This window comes from Kribbella sp. NBC_00889 (assembly GCF_045207705.1).
Lineage (GTDB): Bacteria > Actinomycetota > Actinomycetes > Propionibacteriales > Kribbellaceae > Kribbella.
Genome location: NZ_CP108783.1, coordinates 8,866,725 through 8,883,394, shown reverse-complemented (window position 1 = coordinate 8,883,394; position 16,670 = coordinate 8,866,725). Strand labels below are relative to the sequence as shown.

13 protein-coding genes are annotated in these 16,670 nt (G+C 68.7%); 7 read left to right on the top strand and 6 right to left on the bottom strand.

Annotation, left to right across the window (positions count from 1 at the left end; all coding sequences use genetic code 11):
- Nucleotides 1-78 precede the first annotated feature (78 nt).
- The gene (locus OG817_RS43835; RefSeq protein WP_406051014.1) at nucleotides 79-1,011 is read right to left on the bottom strand and encodes a GNAT family N-acetyltransferase; all 933 of its coding nucleotides are present in this window, start codon (nucleotides 1,009-1,011) and stop codon (nucleotides 79-81) included.
- Between the two features lie 214 nt (nucleotides 1,012-1,225).
- Between OG817_RS43835 and OG817_RS43830 the strand changes: the two genes are divergently transcribed.
- Together OG817_RS43830 and OG817_RS43825 are read left to right on the top strand one after the other, a co-directional pair.
- Nucleotides 1,226-1,630: a ribonuclease domain-containing protein gene (locus tag OG817_RS43830; RefSeq protein ID WP_406051013.1), complete on the top strand. Its 405-nt coding sequence runs from the start codon at nucleotides 1,226-1,228 to the stop codon at nucleotides 1,628-1,630.
- Between the two features lie 72 nt (nucleotides 1,631-1,702).
- Entirely contained in the window at nucleotides 1,703-2,686 is a 984-nt protein-coding gene (locus OG817_RS43825) for a glycoside hydrolase family 6 protein (protein WP_406051011.1), read from the top strand.
- Nucleotides 2,687-2,776: 90 nt separating this feature from the next.
- Here OG817_RS43825 and groL read toward each other — a convergent pair whose 3' ends face one another.
- A complete protein-coding gene (gene groL / locus OG817_RS43820; protein WP_360444828.1) occupies nucleotides 2,777-4,402 on the bottom strand; it encodes a chaperonin GroEL in 1,626 nt (541 codons plus the stop codon).
- 233 nt (nucleotides 4,403-4,635) lie between these two features.
- On the opposite strand from groL, the gene OG817_RS43815 reads away from it, so the two are divergent.
- A complete protein-coding gene (locus OG817_RS43815; RefSeq protein ID WP_406051009.1) occupies nucleotides 4,636-5,199 on the top strand; it encodes a GNAT family N-acetyltransferase in 564 nt (187 codons plus the stop codon).
- Between the two features lie 18 nt (nucleotides 5,200-5,217).
- Here OG817_RS43815 and OG817_RS43810 read toward each other — a convergent pair whose 3' ends face one another.
- On the bottom strand, nucleotides 5,218-5,559 hold the full coding sequence (locus OG817_RS43810; protein WP_396392212.1) for an MmcQ/YjbR family DNA-binding protein: 342 nt from the start codon (nucleotides 5,557-5,559) through the stop codon (nucleotides 5,218-5,220).
- Nucleotides 5,560-5,717: 158 nt separating this feature from the next.
- On the opposite strand from OG817_RS43810, the gene OG817_RS43805 reads away from it, so the two are divergent.
- Nucleotides 5,718-6,050 carry a PspC domain-containing protein gene (locus OG817_RS43805; protein ID WP_396392213.1) on the top strand — a complete coding sequence of 111 codons (333 nt, stop codon included), beginning with the start codon at nucleotides 5,718-5,720 and terminating at the stop codon, nucleotides 6,048-6,050.
- A 169-nt stretch (nucleotides 6,051-6,219) separates the two neighbouring features.
- Entirely contained in the window at nucleotides 6,220-9,840 is a 3,621-nt protein-coding gene (locus OG817_RS43800; RefSeq protein WP_406051007.1) for a S8 family serine peptidase, read from the top strand.
- Nucleotides 9,841-9,891: 51 nt separating this feature from the next.
- On the opposite strand, the gene OG817_RS43795 is transcribed toward OG817_RS43800, so the two are convergent.
- On the bottom strand, nucleotides 9,892-10,857 hold the full coding sequence (locus OG817_RS43795) for a glycerophosphodiester phosphodiesterase family protein (RefSeq protein ID WP_406051006.1): 966 nt from the start codon (nucleotides 10,855-10,857) through the stop codon (nucleotides 9,892-9,894).
- Between the two features lie 254 nt (nucleotides 10,858-11,111).
- Between OG817_RS43795 and OG817_RS43790 the strand changes: the two genes are divergently transcribed.
- Both OG817_RS43790 and OG817_RS43785 read left to right on the top strand, forming a co-directional pair.
- Nucleotides 11,112-12,833, top strand: coding sequence for an ABC transporter ATP-binding protein (locus tag OG817_RS43790; RefSeq protein ID WP_396392216.1), 1,722 nt, complete (start codon nucleotides 11,112-11,114; stop codon nucleotides 12,831-12,833).
- Nucleotides 12,830-14,566, top strand: a complete 1,737-nt coding sequence (locus OG817_RS43785; RefSeq protein WP_406051004.1) for an ABC transporter ATP-binding protein — start codon at nucleotides 12,830-12,832, stop codon at nucleotides 14,564-14,566. Before OG817_RS43790 ends, OG817_RS43785 begins: the two co-directional genes overlap by 4 nt.
- Before the next feature lie 61 nt (nucleotides 14,567-14,627).
- Here OG817_RS43785 and OG817_RS43780 read toward each other — a convergent pair whose 3' ends face one another.
- Nucleotides 14,628-15,170 carry an rRNA adenine N-6-methyltransferase family protein gene (locus OG817_RS43780; protein ID WP_360444804.1) on the bottom strand — a complete coding sequence of 181 codons (543 nt, stop codon included), beginning with the start codon at nucleotides 15,168-15,170 and terminating at the stop codon, nucleotides 14,628-14,630.
- A 278-nt stretch (nucleotides 15,171-15,448) separates the two neighbouring features.
- The gene (locus OG817_RS43775; RefSeq protein WP_406051002.1) at nucleotides 15,449-16,666 is read right to left on the bottom strand and encodes a CapA family protein; all 1,218 of its coding nucleotides are present in this window, start codon (nucleotides 16,664-16,666) and stop codon (nucleotides 15,449-15,451) included.
- Between the last annotated feature and the right edge of the window lie 4 nt (nucleotides 16,667-16,670).

Sequence of the window (16,670 nt, the reverse complement as noted above, 5' to 3'; positions counted from 1 at the left end):
ATGTCACGGAGCATAGGGGCCGGAACGGCGGCCGTCTGCCCCTCGGCTCACCCAGTTTGGAGCGCCGAGGGGCAGTGCTCAGACCTCCGGGAAGGACAGGACTCTGCGGACCGCGAAGTTCCGGTATCCCAAGCGTTCGAAGCTCTTGGCCATCGGGACGTTGCCGAAGTCGGTGTCCGCGCGGATGTGTTCGGCACCGGTCTCGGCCAGCAGGTGGGTGATCTCGGCAAGCAAGTCGTCGATGTACCCGTGCCCGCGGTGCTCGGGCACCACACCCAGGTAGCCGACGACCGGGCCGCCGGCATTGGCCGACGGGATCGCGAACCCGATCAGCTTGCCGTCGGGGTCGTACGCGAGCCGCCACCAACTCCGGTCACCCGGCATCGACTTGTACACGGCGAGGTCGTCGCGGGCCGCGCCCTCGACCCCGAGCCGGGCGATCTCCCGCGCAGTCGCGGCGTCCAGGCTGCCCTCACTGACGCGGGCGAACACCTGGACGAACGCCTCGTCATCGGCCGGTTCGAACCGCACTCGGGTGGACCGCTCAGGCAGTCCGTACTCCGGCTTCCACTCGTACCGCAGCCGGTCGGTGATCTGGGTCAGCCCGAGCGCGGCGACCGCACGCGAGCGGGGCTCGAGCGCGGCGACGACGTCGGGCTGGTCCTGCCAGTCGCTGTCCAGGAAGAAGTGGTACTCCGGCGGCTCGGCGTCGGCCGGCCGCGCCTTGATAGCTTGCTCGATCAGCGCCGTCCAGACCGGCACCGGGTCGCCGTCGCCGGCGTAGTACAGGCCGTCGATGCTGAACGGGTGGTCCTCGTCGGGCGCGCCCCACCAGATGGCGAGCGCCTGGATCTCGCCGTTCTCCTCGGCGACCCAGGTCCAGTCGTCGCGATACATGCCCTCGGCAACGTACTCGCCGTAGCGCTCGGCCGTCACGGTGTTGACGGACTTCTGCTCGATCAGAGTGCGGATGGTGTCGAGGTCGGCCTCGACGATGGTGCGGATGGTCACAGATCCTCCAGCAGGAGGCGCGCTTCCGCTCAGTGCGAGCTGTGCGAGCGGATCGGTCGCGCCGGGAAACAAGTCAGTGTGCTCATCGGTCGCTCCTTCCGCTCCGGAATGTACTCTCGCCGGGCCAGACACTAGAGCCTGTACGGGGTCATAGTCCAACTGTTATTCACAGTTGGGATGTACCGCGGTCGCCTGAGCAGGGAAGCGTCCGGGCATGAGAACCCTCATCGCCGCCCTCACCCTCGTCACCGCGACCACCCTCGGCTCCACGGCGTACGCCGTACCGACGCACTCCCAGACCGTCCCTGCGCAGTCCGTCGCCGCCATTGCGGACTGTGCGCTCAGCTCGTTGCCTTCGCAGGCCTCCGACACGCTCGAACTCATCTACTCCGGTGGGCCGTTCCCGTACTCCCAGGACGGCACCGTGTTCCAGAACCGGGAGGGCATCCTGCCGGACGAGTCGACCGGCTACTACCACGAGTACACCGTCAAGACGCCTGGATCGCCCGACCGCGGCGCGCGCCGGCTGATCGGCGGCGGCGCGACCACCGACCCCGCGCATGTCTACTACACCGCCGACCACTACGCGTCGTTCTGCGAGGTCGACGAAGAGAGCTAGTCCCACCTCCGACGGTAGTGTCGTCGACACATTGAGTAACCATCCCGCCCTTGACGGAAGGACTCATCAACGATGTCGACCCTGCGCACGGTCGTGATCGGCGTGCTCGCCGTCGGACTGGTCGCCGGCGGCCGGCCCGCACCCGGGCTGGCCGTTGCGACCGACAACCCACTGAAGCTGACCACCGGTTTCTACGTCGATCCGGATTCCAGCGCGGCCCGCTACGTACGGCGGCACCCGGGTGCGACCGAGATCAAGACCAACATCGCGGACCAGGCGGGTGCGCGGTGGTTCGGTCGTACGAGTGGTGACCTCAAGCAGGCCGTGACGGCGTACACCGCAGCCGCCGACAAGCTGGACATGCTGCCAGTGCTTGTCGCGGGCAACATCCCGGGCCGCGACTGCGGTGGTCACTGGAGTGGTGGGGCCGAGTCGCCATCGGCGTACCGGACCTGGATCAGCCAGTTCTCCGACGGGATCGGTGCCCGGCCGGCGATCGTGGTGATCGAGCCTGACGCGCTGGCACGGCTCGACTGTCTGCCGGCGAAGGACCGGCCGGCGCGGACCGCGCTGCTCAAGTACGCCGCCAACCAGTTCGCGACGAAGAACCCGAACACCTGGGCCTACATGGACGCCGGTACGGCGACCACGCTCGAGACCAAGGAGATGGCACGGCGGCTGCGGCTGGTCGACATCGGCAAGATCCGCGGCTTCGCGCTGAACACGTCGAACTACTACACGACCGAGGAATCCGCGGCGAGGGGCACCGCTATCAAGGCGGCGCTTGGCGGCGCCGGTGAGTTCGTCATCGACACCAGCCGCAACGGCAACGGCTCCAACGGCACCTGGTGCAACCCCACCGGCCGAAAGCTGGGCGCCCCGTCGCAGGTTGGCGCCGCACCGAACCAGTCCGCCCCCACAACCGGCACACCCGCCGACCTGCTGCTCTGGCTCACCACACCCGGAACCTCCGACGGGCCCTGCGGACTCACCCCGACCGTCCCCCTCGGCACCTTCTCCCCCGTCCTCGCCACCCACCTGATCACCGGCACCTGACACACAACTCCCCACCGACAACGGAAAGCGGTCCCGGGTGGGGACCCGGGACCGCTTTTGTCCTGCTTATATGCCGTCGGACTTCCTAGCTCAGAAGTCCATGCCGCCCATGTCGGGCGCGCCACCCGGAGCGGCCGAGGCCTTCTCCGGCTTGTCGGCGATGACGGCCTCGGTGGTGAGGAACAGGGCCGCGATCGACGCCGCGTTCTGCAGCGCCGAGCGAGTCACCTTGGCCGGGTCGATGATGCCGGTCGCGATCAGGTCGACGTACTCGCCGGTCGCGGCGTTCAGGCCGTGTCCGGTCGGGAGGTTGCGGACCTTCTCCACCACAACGCCGCCCTCGAGGCCGGCGTTGATCGCGATCTGCTTCAGCGGCGCCTCGACGGCGTGGCGCACGATCTGCGCTCCGGTCGCCTCGTCACCCTCGAGCTCCAGCTTCTCGAACGCCGCCACGGACGCCTGCAGCAGAGCCACGCCGCCACCGGCGACGATGCCCTCCTCGACGGCCGCCTTCGCGTTGCGAACGGCGTCCTCGATGCGGTGCTTGCGCTCCTTCAGCTCGACCTCGGTGGCCGCGCCGACCTTGATCACCGCGACGCCACCGGCCAGCTTGGCCAGCCGCTCCTGCAGCTTCTCGCGGTCGTAGTCGGAGTCCGACTTCTCGATCTCGGCGCGGATCTGGTTCACCCGGCCGGAGATCTGGTCGGCGTCACCCTCGCCCTCGACGATGGTCGTCTCGTCCTTGGTGACGACGATCTTGCGGGCCTGGCCGAGCAGCTCCAGGTCGACGGAATCCAGCTTGAGGCCGACCTCCTCCGAGATGACCTCGCCGCCGGTGAGGACGGCGATGTCGACCAGCATGGCCTTGCGGCGGTCACCGAAGCCCGGCGCCTTGACGGCGACGGCCTTGAAGGTGCCCTTGATCTTGTTGACGACCAGGGTGGCCAGCGCCTCGCCCTCGATGTCCTCGGCGATGATGGCCAGGGCCTTGCCGGTCTGCATGACCTTCTCCAGCACCGGGACCAGGTCCTTGATGCTCGAGATCTTGCTGTTGACGATCAGGATGTACGGGTCGTCCAGGACCGCTTCCATCCGCTCCGTGTCAGTCACGAAGTACGGCGAGATGTAGCCCTTGTCGAAGCGCATACCCTCGGTGAGCTCGAGCTCGAGGCCGAAGGTGTTGCTCTCCTCGACGGTGATGACGCCTTCCTTGCCGACCTTGTCCATCGCCTCGGCGATGATCTGGCCGACCTGGTTGTCAGCGGCCGAGATGGACGCGGTCGACGCGATCTGCTCGCGGGTCTCGACGTCCTTGGCCAGCTTGAGCAGCTGCTCGCTGACCGCCTCGGTCGCCTTCTCGATGCCCTTCTTCAGGCCCATCGGGTTGGCGCCGGCGGCGACGTTGCGCAGTCCCTCGCGGACGAGAGCCTGAGCCAGCACGGTGGCGGTGGTAGTGCCGTCACCCGCGACGTCGTCGGTCTTCTTGGCAACTTCCTTGACGAGCTCGGCCCCGATCTTCTCGTACGGGTCCTCGAGCTCGATCTCCTTGGCGATGGAGACACCGTCGTTGGTGATCGTGGGGGCGCCCCACTTCTTCTCCAGGACGACGTTGCGGCCCTTCGGGCCAAGCGTCACCTTGACGGCATCGGCGAGGGTGTTCATACCCCGCTCGAGGCCGCGGCGCGCCTCTTCGTTGAAAGAAATCAGCTTGGGCATTCTCCGCGAGTCCTCCCGCGTCGAGTCTTGGTGGTTCAGCCGGCCGGATGCCCGCGACGGACGGCACCGGCAGCGTGGCGGTCACGTCCCGCCACAGTCCCAGCACCTCATCGAGGCCGTCTTCTGTCCCACTCCACGAGCACGAGCATTATCACTCTCACCCATGGAGTGCTAACCAAGTATTAGCACTCGCCCCAAACGAGTGCAAGCCAGCCCCTCGCTACCGTAAGCGCATGGTGGAGGTGCGACCGGCGGGTCCGGACTCGTGGCGGGACGTGGCAACGGTGATGGGTGAGCGCGGCGATCCGTCGCGCTGCCTGTGCCAGTATTTCCGCCTCCGCGGCCGTGCCTGGTCCGACGCCACCCCGGACGAGAACCGCCAGGGCTTGCGCTCCCAGGTATGTCACGGTGAGCGACCACCCGGCGTCCTTGCGTACGACGGCGATACGCCGATCGGCTGGTGCGCGGTCGCCCCACGTACGTCGTACCCACGGGTCCTGGCCTCACCCCACTGGCGGACGGATCACCCCGACTCGTGGGTGATCACCTGCTTCGTCGTACCGGTCGGGAAGCGCCGGAAGGGCGTTGCGGGTGAACTGGCGGCCGGCGCCGTCGCCATGGCCCGCGAGTACGCCGCTCCGTCCGTGGAGGGCTGCGCGGTCGACACCACACTGGCCGGCCGCACTCCGTCAGCGGATCTCTACCGCGGCCCGCTGTCCGTCTTCCTGGACGCCGGCTTCACCGAGGTCAGCCGCACCAGCCCGCAGTGGGTCCTGGTCCGCAAGCTCCTCGACTAGACCCTGGACTCGAGTCGACTAGACCTTGGACTCGAGTTGGGCGACCAGGAACTTCGGTGCGGTCAGGCGCCAGGCCTCGGTGATCAACTCCTGCACCTCGTCGTCGTCAGCGGCGGCCAGGTCGATCTCCAGCCAGGCGAACCGGCCGCCCTCCCAGGAAGGTGAGTAGACCTCTGGGTTCTCCGCGACCAGCGCCTGTTGCTCCTCGCGGAGCGCCTTGAGCATCAGCCTGCTCTCGTCCTCGGACATGTAGGCGAAACCCTTCTTGCGGACCTTGAAGGCCGGCTGGCCGGCCCAGCCCTCATGCTCCTCCGCCCCCGGCAACCCCTGCATCACCTTCAGCACCGTCTGCGCGTCCATCCCCCGACGGTAAATGCGGCCACCGACAGTCCGAAGGTCCGCTGATCCGGGCCGAAAGTGGTAAGGGCCGCCGGGTCAGGGACACCGGGGTCAGGCCAGGGGTCGGGTCGGTACCGATCCTGATGTGGCGGACCGCCTCCGGGCGGGAGAGTAGAGCCATGACGAACTCCAACGCACCGTTCCAGAACCTCTCCGGCAAGGTCCTCCGCCGGTCCAAGTCCCAGCGGATGCTGTCGGGTGTCTCCGGCGGGCTCGCGGAGTACTTCAACATCGACGTGACCCTGGTCCGCCTCGCCATCGTCGGCCTGACCCTGATCACCGGCGGCACCGCGCTGCTCGGCTACGCGGTCGCGTGGATCGTGATCCCCGAGGCCGACGGCAAGGCGGTCTGGCAGAACGTCCAGCAGTCCGTGAACCAGCCCAACTCCCCCGAGGCCGACATCGCCTCCCGCATCTACGACGACAACAACAGCAAGCCCCCGGCGGCGTGACCACCCCTGCGCCGTACCCCGGCGCAGCCACCCCCGGACCCAGCGCGGCAGGGTGACCACAACCACCGTCACCCTGCCGCCCTGCATCGGCGACCGACTCCCGTCATGACGAGTTCTCGCCAGCCGGATCGATTGCCGGTATCCCTCCGGGCTCCTTACGTTCCAAAGCGTGCTCCCACGACTACTTCCCGCCGTCGCCCTCGCCGGATCGCTGGCCCTCGCACCAGTGACAGCAACCGGCAGCGCCGCGACCGCGCCAACCGCCGCGCACGAACAGTCAGCCGCGGTCACCAGGACTGACCTGGTCACACTCGTGACCGGTGACGTCGTACGGCTCGACACCCTGGCAGACGGTAAGCAGCAAGCCACCGTCGTCACCACCACGCCCGGCAGCTCCAACGCCGGCACCCACATCTATCTCCAGGACGGCGACGTGTACGTCGAGCCGGCCTCGGCGCTGGACCTGATGGCCGCCGGCAAACTCGACCGGCGGCTCTTCGACGTCAGCGCCCTCGTGCGCCAGGGGTACGGCGACAACGACCGGAGCACGCTTCCGCTGATCGTCTCGTACCGCACCGGCGCGACCTTCAAGGCCGTCAGCCAGCCGAAGGACGCCAAGACCGGCTTCCTCGCCGACATCCAGAAGCGGCCCGACGTCGAGAAGGTGTGGCTGGATGCCCGCACGCGGCCGGTCGGCACGCAGCTCACCAAAGGCACCAAGGACTCTGCTGCGACGAAGACCACCAGCGCGTACGACGGAACGGGTTCCCTGATCGCGGTCCTGGACACCGGCATCGACGCGTCTCACCCGGACTTCGCCGGCCGGATCGCTCTGACCCGCGACTTCACCGGCGGCAACGACACCACCGATCGGTTCGGCAGTGGCACACACTCCGCGTCGCTCGCTGCCGGCAGCGGCGCCGCGTCCGACGGACAGTACGCCGGCGCCGCCCCGGGCGCTCACCTCGCGGTCGGCAAGGTCTTCGACGACACCGGTGCCGGTTACGAGTCCTGGGCCATCGCCGGGTTGCAGTCGGCAGTGGACTCGGGGGCCGACGTCATCGACGTCAACGTCGCCGGCAGCATCACCCGTGGCGAGGATCCGCTGACCCAGGCGGTCGACGACCTCGGCCGGGAGTCCGACGCCCTGTTCGTCGTACCGACGAGCTCCAAAAGCTATGCCGAACCAGGTACGACGAACGTGGTCGCACCCGGTGCGGCTCCAGCCGCCCTCACTGTCGGCGGCACCAATCGTGGCAACTGGTGGGACCAGGCGAGGCACGGCGTCATGGCGGACCGCGGGGCCATCAAGCCTGAGCTCGTCGCACCCGCATTCGGCGTCATCGGCGCCTACCCGGGTGGCGGTTACGCGTCTGCTGTCAGCACCTCTGCCTCTGCTGCGTACGCCGCCGGTGCGGCTGCCGTCCTTCACCAGGAGCACTCGGAGTGGTCGCCGGGCTTGCTCAAGGCAACCCTTGCCTCCAGTGCCGATCCGGTCGAGCGCAGCACGGCCTTCACCGTCGGCGCAGGAGCGGTCGACCTCGCTCGGGCCACCGCCCAGCAGGTCAGTGTCGACCAAGGCGTGGTGAGCTTCGGGCACATCACTCGGCCCTACCGCGCCGACCAACTGCGGCAGCAGAAGACGCTGACCTATCAGAACCACTCCGAGACTGCGGTGACCCTCGATCTGGCCACCGACCTGGCCGGCGTGACCGTCACACCGGCCACGACCACCATCGCGGCGGGCGCATCGGCCGACGTCACGCTGACGCTGGATGCGACCGCACTGGAGGCCGACGAGTACAGCGGACGGGTCACCGCGACCGGTCCCGGCGTAGAGCTCGCAACGACCGTCGGCTTCGTCAAACAGGACGACACGGTCGACGTGACCATCCGCATGCTCGACCGGAACGGCAAGCCGGCGAGCGGCCGGGCCCGCATCGCGCCGTACCAGGAGACCGACGGACGGTACTACGCGGAGGAGCTGCTGTTCTCACCGAACCAGAAGGAGTGGACGCTGCGGCTGCCTGAGGGCAACTACAACGTCTTCGGCCTCATCACCACACCTGACGGCTCCGGCGACACGACGTCAGAGATCAGCATCGTCGGACTGCCCAAGATGTCCGCCCACGCGCCGAACTACACCGTCACCCTCGATGCCCGCACGGCGAGGCCGATGACTCTGACGACCTCGAAGCCGTCGGCACCGCACTCCGTCTCGGTGCGGTGGAACCGGGGCGATCCGGGCGACACTCACGCGATCTACGACGAGTGGGCGACCGACATGACCACGGGCACGCCGCTGCGGCTGTCCATGTCACCGACCGAGCGGGTCACGGATGCGGGCTTCTCGGTCATGACGACGTGGGACTCCGGCGTGCCGCTGCTACAGGCGCGGTCCGGTGGAGGGCGGGTGAGCGCGTCGTACGCCGGAGGTCCACTCACCGACGGGAAGCGTCGGTACCGGCTGGTCGACGCCGACGCCCAACCGAAGCAGGTGGCCGGGGCGGTGGCGCTGGTCCAGCAGCCCGGAGACCGGTCGGTCGATGAGGTGGTCCAGCAGTTGACCGACGCCGGAGCAGTTGCTGTTGCCGTCTATCCCGTGCAGAACGCAGACCTGGTTCGGCACCTCTACGGTCCCGGTGTCGTGACGATGGCGCTGTCGCGGTCCGACGGTCTCGAGTTGCGGTCCGAAGCCCGCAGCCCGTGGACTTGGATGGAGCTGACCGAGACACCGCGTTCGCCGTACGCCTACGACGTGAGCTTCGTCGAGAAGGGCCAGGTCGCGCGCGATCTGTCCTACCGCTCGTCCGATCTGGCGACGGTCACGACCCGGATCTATTCCTCCGGGACCGGCGAAGCGGGAGCCGGCTGGGTCCTGAACCAGCACTCGGACGCGTCCTGCGGCTGTTCCACGTCGCCTGTCGGGGACTGGGTTCCGACGACCGGTTACACGCGGACCCAGTACGTGACGGCCGACCGGGACGTGAAGGCGACGACGGCCTGGGAGTTCTACGCCAAGAAGACCCTGGTCCGGCCGCGAGAGTTCCCGACGTACCGCCCGGGTGAGCACGCCGATCTGGAGTTTCTCAAGGCGCCGTACTCACCCGGGGTCGCAGCCGGCGCCCGGAACGACAGCCAGGGCACGACCAACCGGCGGGGCGACGTCATCGACTTCGACTACGCGCCGTTCACCGACGCCGCCGGGAACTGGGCGCGGTCGCTGCCTGGCACCTCGGTGAACACCACGCTGTACGCCGACGACGCCGAGGTCTACAACAGCGGCTTCACGGTCGGCAACGTGCCGGTCCCGGCAACCTCCAGCCGCTATCGGCTCGTGTCCGACGTGGCCAACAACCGCAGTGTCGTCGGACTGACGACCAACGCCCACACCGAGTGGACGTTCGGCTCGACAACCGTCGCAGCGGGCAGCAAGGTCCTACCGCTGCTCGACGTCGACTACACCGACGTCACCGACGCGCGCCCCGGCCACACCGCCCTCGATCTCGCGAACACCGCACGCCTCGGTCAGCGCGTCTCGCTCAACCTGTCGGTCGGCCACCAGCCCGGCGCCACCGCAGGCCCGATCCGCTCCCTGACCGTCGAAATCTCCACCGACGAAGGCGCCACCTGGCAGCCCACCTCGATCCGCAACCTCCACAACGGCCGCTACCAGGCCACCTACACCCACCCCCACAAGGGCCAGTCCGTCTCCCTGCGGATCCACTCCACCGACACCGACAACAACGCCATCACCCAGACCCTCACCAACTCCTACAACCTCCGCTGACCCCCGGCCAGGCGGCAGGGTGAGAGCCCCCACCCTGCCGCCTCCCCTCTGTCAGACGTTCAACGCCGTTTGTTTGAGGGTGGCGGTGGCTATGTCGGGGTGGTCGGCGAAGACGCCTTGGATGCCCAGGGCGGCGAAGCGGCAGAGTTCGGCGGGGAGGTCGAGGGCTGTGGGGAGGAAGCGGCGTTCGGCCCGGAAGGTCCAGACCTGGACGTTCAGGCCGACGCGGTGGGACTGGTCGACCAGTCGGGTCGGCTCACCCAGGTTGCCCGCCGCGGTGCGCGGGATGACCAGGTCTTTGTGCGGCGCCAGCACCTGAGCGTACGTCGACACCTCGCGCAGCCCAGCCGGCTCGATCAGGTCCGCGAAGGTGCGGCCGTCGCCAGTACGGCGGAAGTCGTTCGGGGCACCGTCGGCATCCACCAGCTGCACCAGCGGCACCCGGGTCATCACCGACAACCGCCGCAGACTGGTCGGCTCGAAGGACTGCACCATGATCTCGTCGTCGCGCAGCCGCAGGGCCAGGATCCGCTCGGTCAGCAGCTCCTCCAGCGGCAGTCCGAGCCGCCGGAAGTACGCCGGGTGCTTGATCTCCGGGATCACGCCGATCGGTCGTCCGTACCGGAGCGACTCCTCCCGGGCCAGCGCCACCACGTCGTCGAACCTGGGGATCTCCTCGTGCCCGTCGTACGCCGTGTTGGCCGCACGCAGCCCGGGCATCCGCTCCCGCGTCCGCAGTGTCCGCAGCTCGTCGTAGGTGAAGTCCTCCACGAACCAGCCGGTCACGGCGGTCCCATCGACGATCTTGGTGATCCTCCGGTCCGCGAACACCGGGTGGTCCGCGACGTCCGTCGTACCCGAGATCTCGTTCTCGTGCCGGCAGACCAGGACGCCGTCGAGAGTGGCGACCAGGTCGGGTTCCAGATAGTCGGCCCCCTGAGCCGCAGCCAGGCGGTACGCCGCCGGCGTGTGTTCCGGGCGGTAGCCACTCGCTCCCCGATGCGCGATCACCAGCATGGATCCAGGACAGGCGGCGGACATGGCCCGTCGGGAACTCGTTGCCCAACGCAAGGTGAAGGTCTTTTGATGCGCGGGCAGATACGAAAGCCGTACCGACCGTCACCATTCCGGCGGGCTGGTGCCAACCGTGCTAGCCGTACGCGACCAATCAGGCCGCTCCTTCGCATCCTCCGATGGCGTCGCCCGCGGGGTTCATACCTGCGATTAATTCGCATGCGGCTGTCGGTGGCGACGCCTAGCCTGAAAGCGCTATGAGACAACTTCCTGTCGCCGATCCGGGCGTCCCCGATCACCGCTCGCCGACCCGCTATCTGTTGTGGGTCGCGCGCGGTCAGTCCCGCACGCTCGCGGGCGGTATGGTGTTCGGCATTCTCTGGATGGGCGCGCAGGCGTTCATCCCGGCGATCCTCGGCCTCGCGATCGACGAGGGCATCGCGGCGGGCGACGGCAAGCGGCTGCTCCAGTGGACCGCGGTGCTGTTCGTGGTCGGCGTGGTGCAGGCGCTGGCCGGCATCATGCGGCACCGGTTCGCGGTGACGAACTGGCTGACCGCCGCGTACCGCACGGTCCAGGTGATCACCCGGAAGTCCGCCGACCTCGGCGCGACGCTACCGAAGCATCTGGCCACCGGTGAGGTGGTCAGCATCGGCGCCGGCGACCTGTCCTACATCGGCAACCTGATGGAGATCTCGGCCCGCTTCACGGGCTCGATCGTCGCCTTCGTCGTGGTCGCGTCGATCCTGCTCTCCTCGTCGACCACGCTCGGCCTGGTGGTGCTGATCGGCGTACCGGTGATGCTGTTCTGCCTCGGCCCGATGCTGCGGCCGCTGCACAAGCGGCAGTCCGCGCAACGTGAGGCGGTCGGCGAGCTGAACTCGCTGGGCTCCGACATCGTGGCCGGTCTGCGGGTGCTGCGCGGCATCGGTGGCGAGGACTCCTTCTCGCGCCGGTATCGCGGCGAGTCGCAGCAGGTCCGGCAGGCCGGTGTGCGGGTCGCGCGGATCCAGTCCGTGCTGGACGCCGCGCAGGTTCTGCTGCCGGGCATCTTCGTCGTGCTCGTGGTCGGCCTCGGCGCGCACTTCGCGCTGCGCGGCGACCTCAGTGCGGGCTCACTGGTCGCCTTCTACGGCTATGCGACGTTCCTCGTGCTGCCGCTGCGCACCGCGACCGAGTTCGCCAACCAGCTGATGCGCGGTCTGGTCGCGGCGGGACGGGTGATCCGAGTGCTGGAGCTGCGGTCCGACATCACCGAGCCGAAGACGGCGGTGCACCTGCCCGACCACGGCGACTTGGTCGACCCGGTGTCCGGCATCCGCGCCCGCGACGGCCTGCTCACCGCGATCGTCTCCGCCGAGGCGGACAGCAACGGCGAGCTGGCCGACCGCCTCGGCCGGTACGACGACACCAGCGAGGTCCGGTACGGCGGGGTCACCCTGGCCAGTGCGACGCGCGAGGACGTGCGTGCGCGCATCCTGGTCAGCGACACCGGCTCACAGCTGTTCACCGGCACACTGCGCCAGGAGCTCGACCCGGACAACCGTCGTACCGACGAGGAAGTGATGGCGGCGATGCGGACGGCGTCGGCCGAGGACGTCCTGGTCGCGCTGTCCGACGGGCTCGACTCCGAGGTCGAGGAGAAGGGCCGGTCGTTCTCCGGTGGGCAGCGGCAGCGACTGGTGCTGGTGCGTGCGCTGCTGGCCGACCCGTCCGTGCTGGTGCTGGTCGAGCCGACGTCCGCGGTCGACGCACACACCGAGGCGCGGATCGCGGAGCGGTTGCGTGACCAGCGTGCCGGCCGCAGCACGGTCGTGCTGACCGCGAGTCCGCTGCTGCTGGACCACGTCGACGAGGTCATCTTCGTCGCCGCCGGCCGAGTGGTCGCTTCCGGCAAGCACCGCGAGCTGCTCGCGACCGAACCGCAGTACCGAAGGACAGTGACCAGGCAGACGGAAGAAGAGGAGGTGCTCGCATGAGGCAGATCCTGCCTGTGGCGGGCCCGACCGAGATCCGTCGGCACGCGCGCCGGCTGGCCCGGCAGCATCCGCGCACCCTGTCGGTCGCGCTGCTGCTGCACGGGCTGGCGGCGATCAGCGGTCTGGCCGCGCCGCGGCTGATCGGCGGCCTGGTCGAGGACGTCCAGAACGGCACGACCGTGGCCAAGGTCAACCAGGTGATCCTGGTGATCGCGGTGTTCATCGTGGCGCAGTCGCTGCTGACCCGGTGGGCCCGGTTCAAGTCGTTCGCACTCGGCGAGCAGGTGCTGGCCGAGCTGCGTGAGGACTTCGTCGACAACGCGCTCGCGCTGCCGATCGGCACGGTCGAGCGGGCCGGCACAGGTGACCTGCTGTCCCGCACCTCGCGTGACGTCGACACGCTGTCGCGGACGGTGCGCTTCGCCGTACCGGAGACGATCATCGCGTTCGTCACGGTGCTGTTCACGGTCGTGGCGACGGTGCTGGTCGGCGTCTGGGTGCTGGTGCCGCTGCTCGCGATGACTCCGCTGCTCTGGCTCAGCACGAAGTGGTATCTGCGCCGCGCCAAAGACGGATACCTGCGTGAGAACGCGGCGTACGCGCAGATGACCAGCTCATTGGCCGAGACGGTCGAGGGCGCCCGGACGGTCGAGGCACTACAGCGGTACGACGAACGGGTCCGCCGCGGCGATGTCGACATCCGGGGCTCCTACCTGGCCGAGCGGTACACGCTGTTCCTCCGGACGGTCTACTTCCCGGTCGCCGAGGTCAGCTACCTGGTGCCGGTCGTCGGGACCTTGCTGTTCGGCGGCTGGCTGCACCTCAACGGGCACGTCTCGCTGGGTGCCATCACAGCTGCGGTGCTGTACGTCAACCAGCTGATCGATCCGGTCGACCGGTTGCTCTCCTGGCTGGACGAGTTGCAGTCCGGTGGCGCCGCGTTCGCCCGCTTGCTGGGGATCAGCGACGTACCGGACGACCGCACGCCGTCGGGCCGGATGCCGTCCGGCGACCTGGTCGAGGCGCGCGACGTACGGTTCTCGTACGTCGACGGCCGCGACGTACTGCACGGTGTCGATCTCACGGTCCAGCCCGGCGAGCGGATCGCCATGGTCGGGCCGTCCGGTGCCGGGAAGTCGACGCTGGGCCGGCTGGTCGCGGGCATCCATCCACCACGGACGGGTTCGGTGACGGTCGGCGGCGTCGGGATGACCGAGCTGCCGCTGGACGAGCTGCGCAAGCAGGTCGCGCTGGTCACCCAGGAGCACCACGTGTTCGTCGGCACGTTACGCGACAACCTGTCGATGGCGCGCCCCGGCGCGTCGGACGCGGAGTTGCTGGACGCTCTGGCTGCCGTTGACGCGCGGGAGTGGGCGGATGCGTTACCGGACGGTCTGGACACGCGAGTCGGCTCCGGTCAGCTCGCGCTGACGCCGGCGCAGGCGCAGCAGTTGGCGCTGGCCAGGTTGGTGCTGGCGGACCCGCACACCTTGGTACTGGACGAGGCGACGTCGTTGATCGACCCACGGGCCGCGCGGCACATGGAGCGCTCGCTTGCCGCCGTACTCGAGGGCCGGACGGTGATCGCCATCGCCCACCGCCTCTACACCGCGCACGACGCCGACCGCGTCGCGGTGGTCGAGGACGGCCGCATCAGCGAGCTCGGCAGCCACGACGAGCTGGTCGCCCGGCAGGGCTCGTACGCGGCGCTCTGGACCTCCTGGCACGGGTGACAGTTGCTGACAGCAAAGACCCCTTGCCGGTCACCTCTGACCGGCAAGGGGTCTGCCCTTTCTACCGTTTGCGCAGCAGCAGTACTGCGGAGTCGACCTGCGGAGGTGGGGTGAAGGCCTTGCGGGGAAGGCGTAAGCCGATCGACAGGTCGTAGTGCCGGAACCACCGGTTCGCCCCCGGTGCGTCGCCACGGATCCACCGGTTCGCCACCTGCCGCTGCAGCACGAGATCGGCCGACACCAGGCGGGATCCTGGCGCCAGCAAACGCTTCAGCAGTGCGGTGGAGACGTTGTACGGCGGACTCGACACCACCCGGAACGGCCGGGACGGCAACCGCAGATCAGCGGCATCGGTCCGGACCACCGTCACCGGTGCGTCCGCGAACCTCCGCCGCAAGCGGTCGGCCCGACCAGGGTGTAGTTCGACAGCGACCACCCGGGCTCCGGCCCGGACCAGCGGAGCGGTCAGCGCACCGAGTCCGGCTCCGATGTCGAGAACGAGTTCTCCGGGCTGCACCCCGGCTGCGTCCACGACCCGTTGGGCCCAACGACTATCGAGCGGATGCCATCCCCAGGCACCCCTCGCCTGCCCGGACCCGGGCACGACGGACCATCACAAAGTACGTAATCATGCGGCCGACCATAGACCCTCGTACCGCAAGCCCTCAAAGCATTTTCGTCACCGTGCGACCGGACCCGGTACGCGGCCGTCGTACTTCGCGACCAGCGGGTACGACGGTCGCCTGAGTGACCGTCGTACCCGCGTCCCGGAGGTCGCACGCGCGCCTCCCTGCCACCCAGGCGCGGTGGCCGTTGGCGCTCACTATTCCAGCGCCTCCGGAGCAGGCAAGCCTTTCGACAGAGATGGAAGATATCGTTGTCTCATAGGCTTCTCGGGCTGGCACCGAGTGATCGGACAGTCATCGACGTACGGCGCTCAGCCAGCTCGAGGCGCTCCCTGCGGGCTGCTGTCACACCGTCCTTGGCGAGTTCACGGCGTACGTCGAGAACGCGGACAGGCAGCGCATCGGTCATCAGCAACGGCGCGTACTCGGCCTGGTCGGTCTTCCAGCGGTCGCCGTCGCGGGTGAAGGTGAAGCGGACCAGGAGGCCTTCGGCCTTGGTGCTGTTGGGTTCGCGATGCGCGGCGACGAGGTTCCCGAGGCCGTACGCGACCCACTTGCCGTTGTGCTGCTCCATCGGCTGCACCACGTGGGCATGGTGTCCGATCAGCAGGTCGATGTTGCTGTCGGCAAGCAGTTGCGGCGCGACCTCACGCTGCTGGTCGTTGAGCCTCGGCGAGTACTCCGTGCCCCAGTGGCAGCTGACCACGACGATCTCGGCGCCGCGGTCGCGGGCGTCCTGGGCGCGCAGTGTGATCGTGGGAACGCTGATCTTGCCGGCTCGCCAGGTCTCACCGTTCGGATACGGCAGGCCGTTGAAGCCGAACGTGAAGCTCAGGAACGCGACCTTCACCCCGTGGACGTCGACGATCGTGGGCGTCTCGGCCTCGGCCCGGGAGCGGGCAGTGCCGGCGTGCTCGAGGCCGGCCTGCTCAAGGGTCTTCAGGGTGCGATCCACGCCGGGCGCGCCGCCATCGAAACTGTGATTGCTCGCCGTGGTGCAGACGTCGTACCCGGTCTGTTTGAGGGCGGCGGCCATCTGCGGTGGGCCTTGGAAGAGTGGGTAGCCGTGGTACGGGCCGCCGAGCGGCGCCAGTGGCGTCTCGAGGTGTGCGACCGCGATGTCGGCCTGTTGGACGAGCGGCTTGACGCTGCCCATCAGCGGGGCGAAGTCCCAGGCGCCGTCGCGGCCATCGCGGCGGGCTGTTGTCCAGAGGCGCTCGTGCAGCAGTACGTCGCCTGTGGCGACCAGGGTGATCCGGTCGGGTCCGTCTGTCGGCTTCGCCTTCTGTGGCGGCGCCTCGACACCACTGCTCTCGCCTTGGCCGCTACCTTGACCGCTGTCCTGGCCGTTGCCAGCGCCTTGGCCTGTGTCCGCTGCCGTATCGGCGATGCAGCCCGCTGTTGCCACCGCTCCGGCTCCGGCCAGCATCGCGCCGAGCACCGTCCGCCGTCGTACCGCCATCGCAACCCCCAAGCCC

Bases quoted from the DNA above. Each gene is read 5' to 3' on its own strand.
- OG817_RS43805 (WP_396392213.1), top strand. From the start codon at position 5,718: ATGACGAACTCCAACGCACCGTTCCAGAACCTCTCCGGCAAGGTCCTC.
- OG817_RS43810 (WP_396392212.1), bottom strand. From the start codon at position 5,559: ATGGACGCGCAGACGGTGCTGAAGGTGATGCAGGGGTTGCCGGGGGCG.
- OG817_RS43795 (WP_406051006.1), bottom strand. From the start codon at position 10,857: ATGCTGGTGATCGCGCATCGGGGAGCGAGTGGCTACCGCCCGGAACAC.
- OG817_RS43825 (WP_406051011.1), top strand. From the start codon at position 1,703: ATGTCGACCCTGCGCACGGTCGTGATCGGCGTGCTCGCCGTCGGACTG.
- groL (WP_360444828.1), bottom strand. From the start codon at position 4,402: ATGCCCAAGCTGATTTCTTTCAACGAAGAGGCGCGCCGCGGCCTCGAG.
- OG817_RS43785 (WP_406051004.1), top strand. From the start codon at position 12,830: ATGAGGCAGATCCTGCCTGTGGCGGGCCCGACCGAGATCCGTCGGCAC.
- OG817_RS43815 (WP_406051009.1), top strand. From the start codon at position 4,636: ATGGTGGAGGTGCGACCGGCGGGTCCGGACTCGTGGCGGGACGTGGCA.
- OG817_RS43830 (WP_406051013.1), top strand. From the start codon at position 1,226: ATGAGAACCCTCATCGCCGCCCTCACCCTCGTCACCGCGACCACCCTC.
- OG817_RS43790 (WP_396392216.1), top strand. From the start codon at position 11,112: ATGAGACAACTTCCTGTCGCCGATCCGGGCGTCCCCGATCACCGCTCG.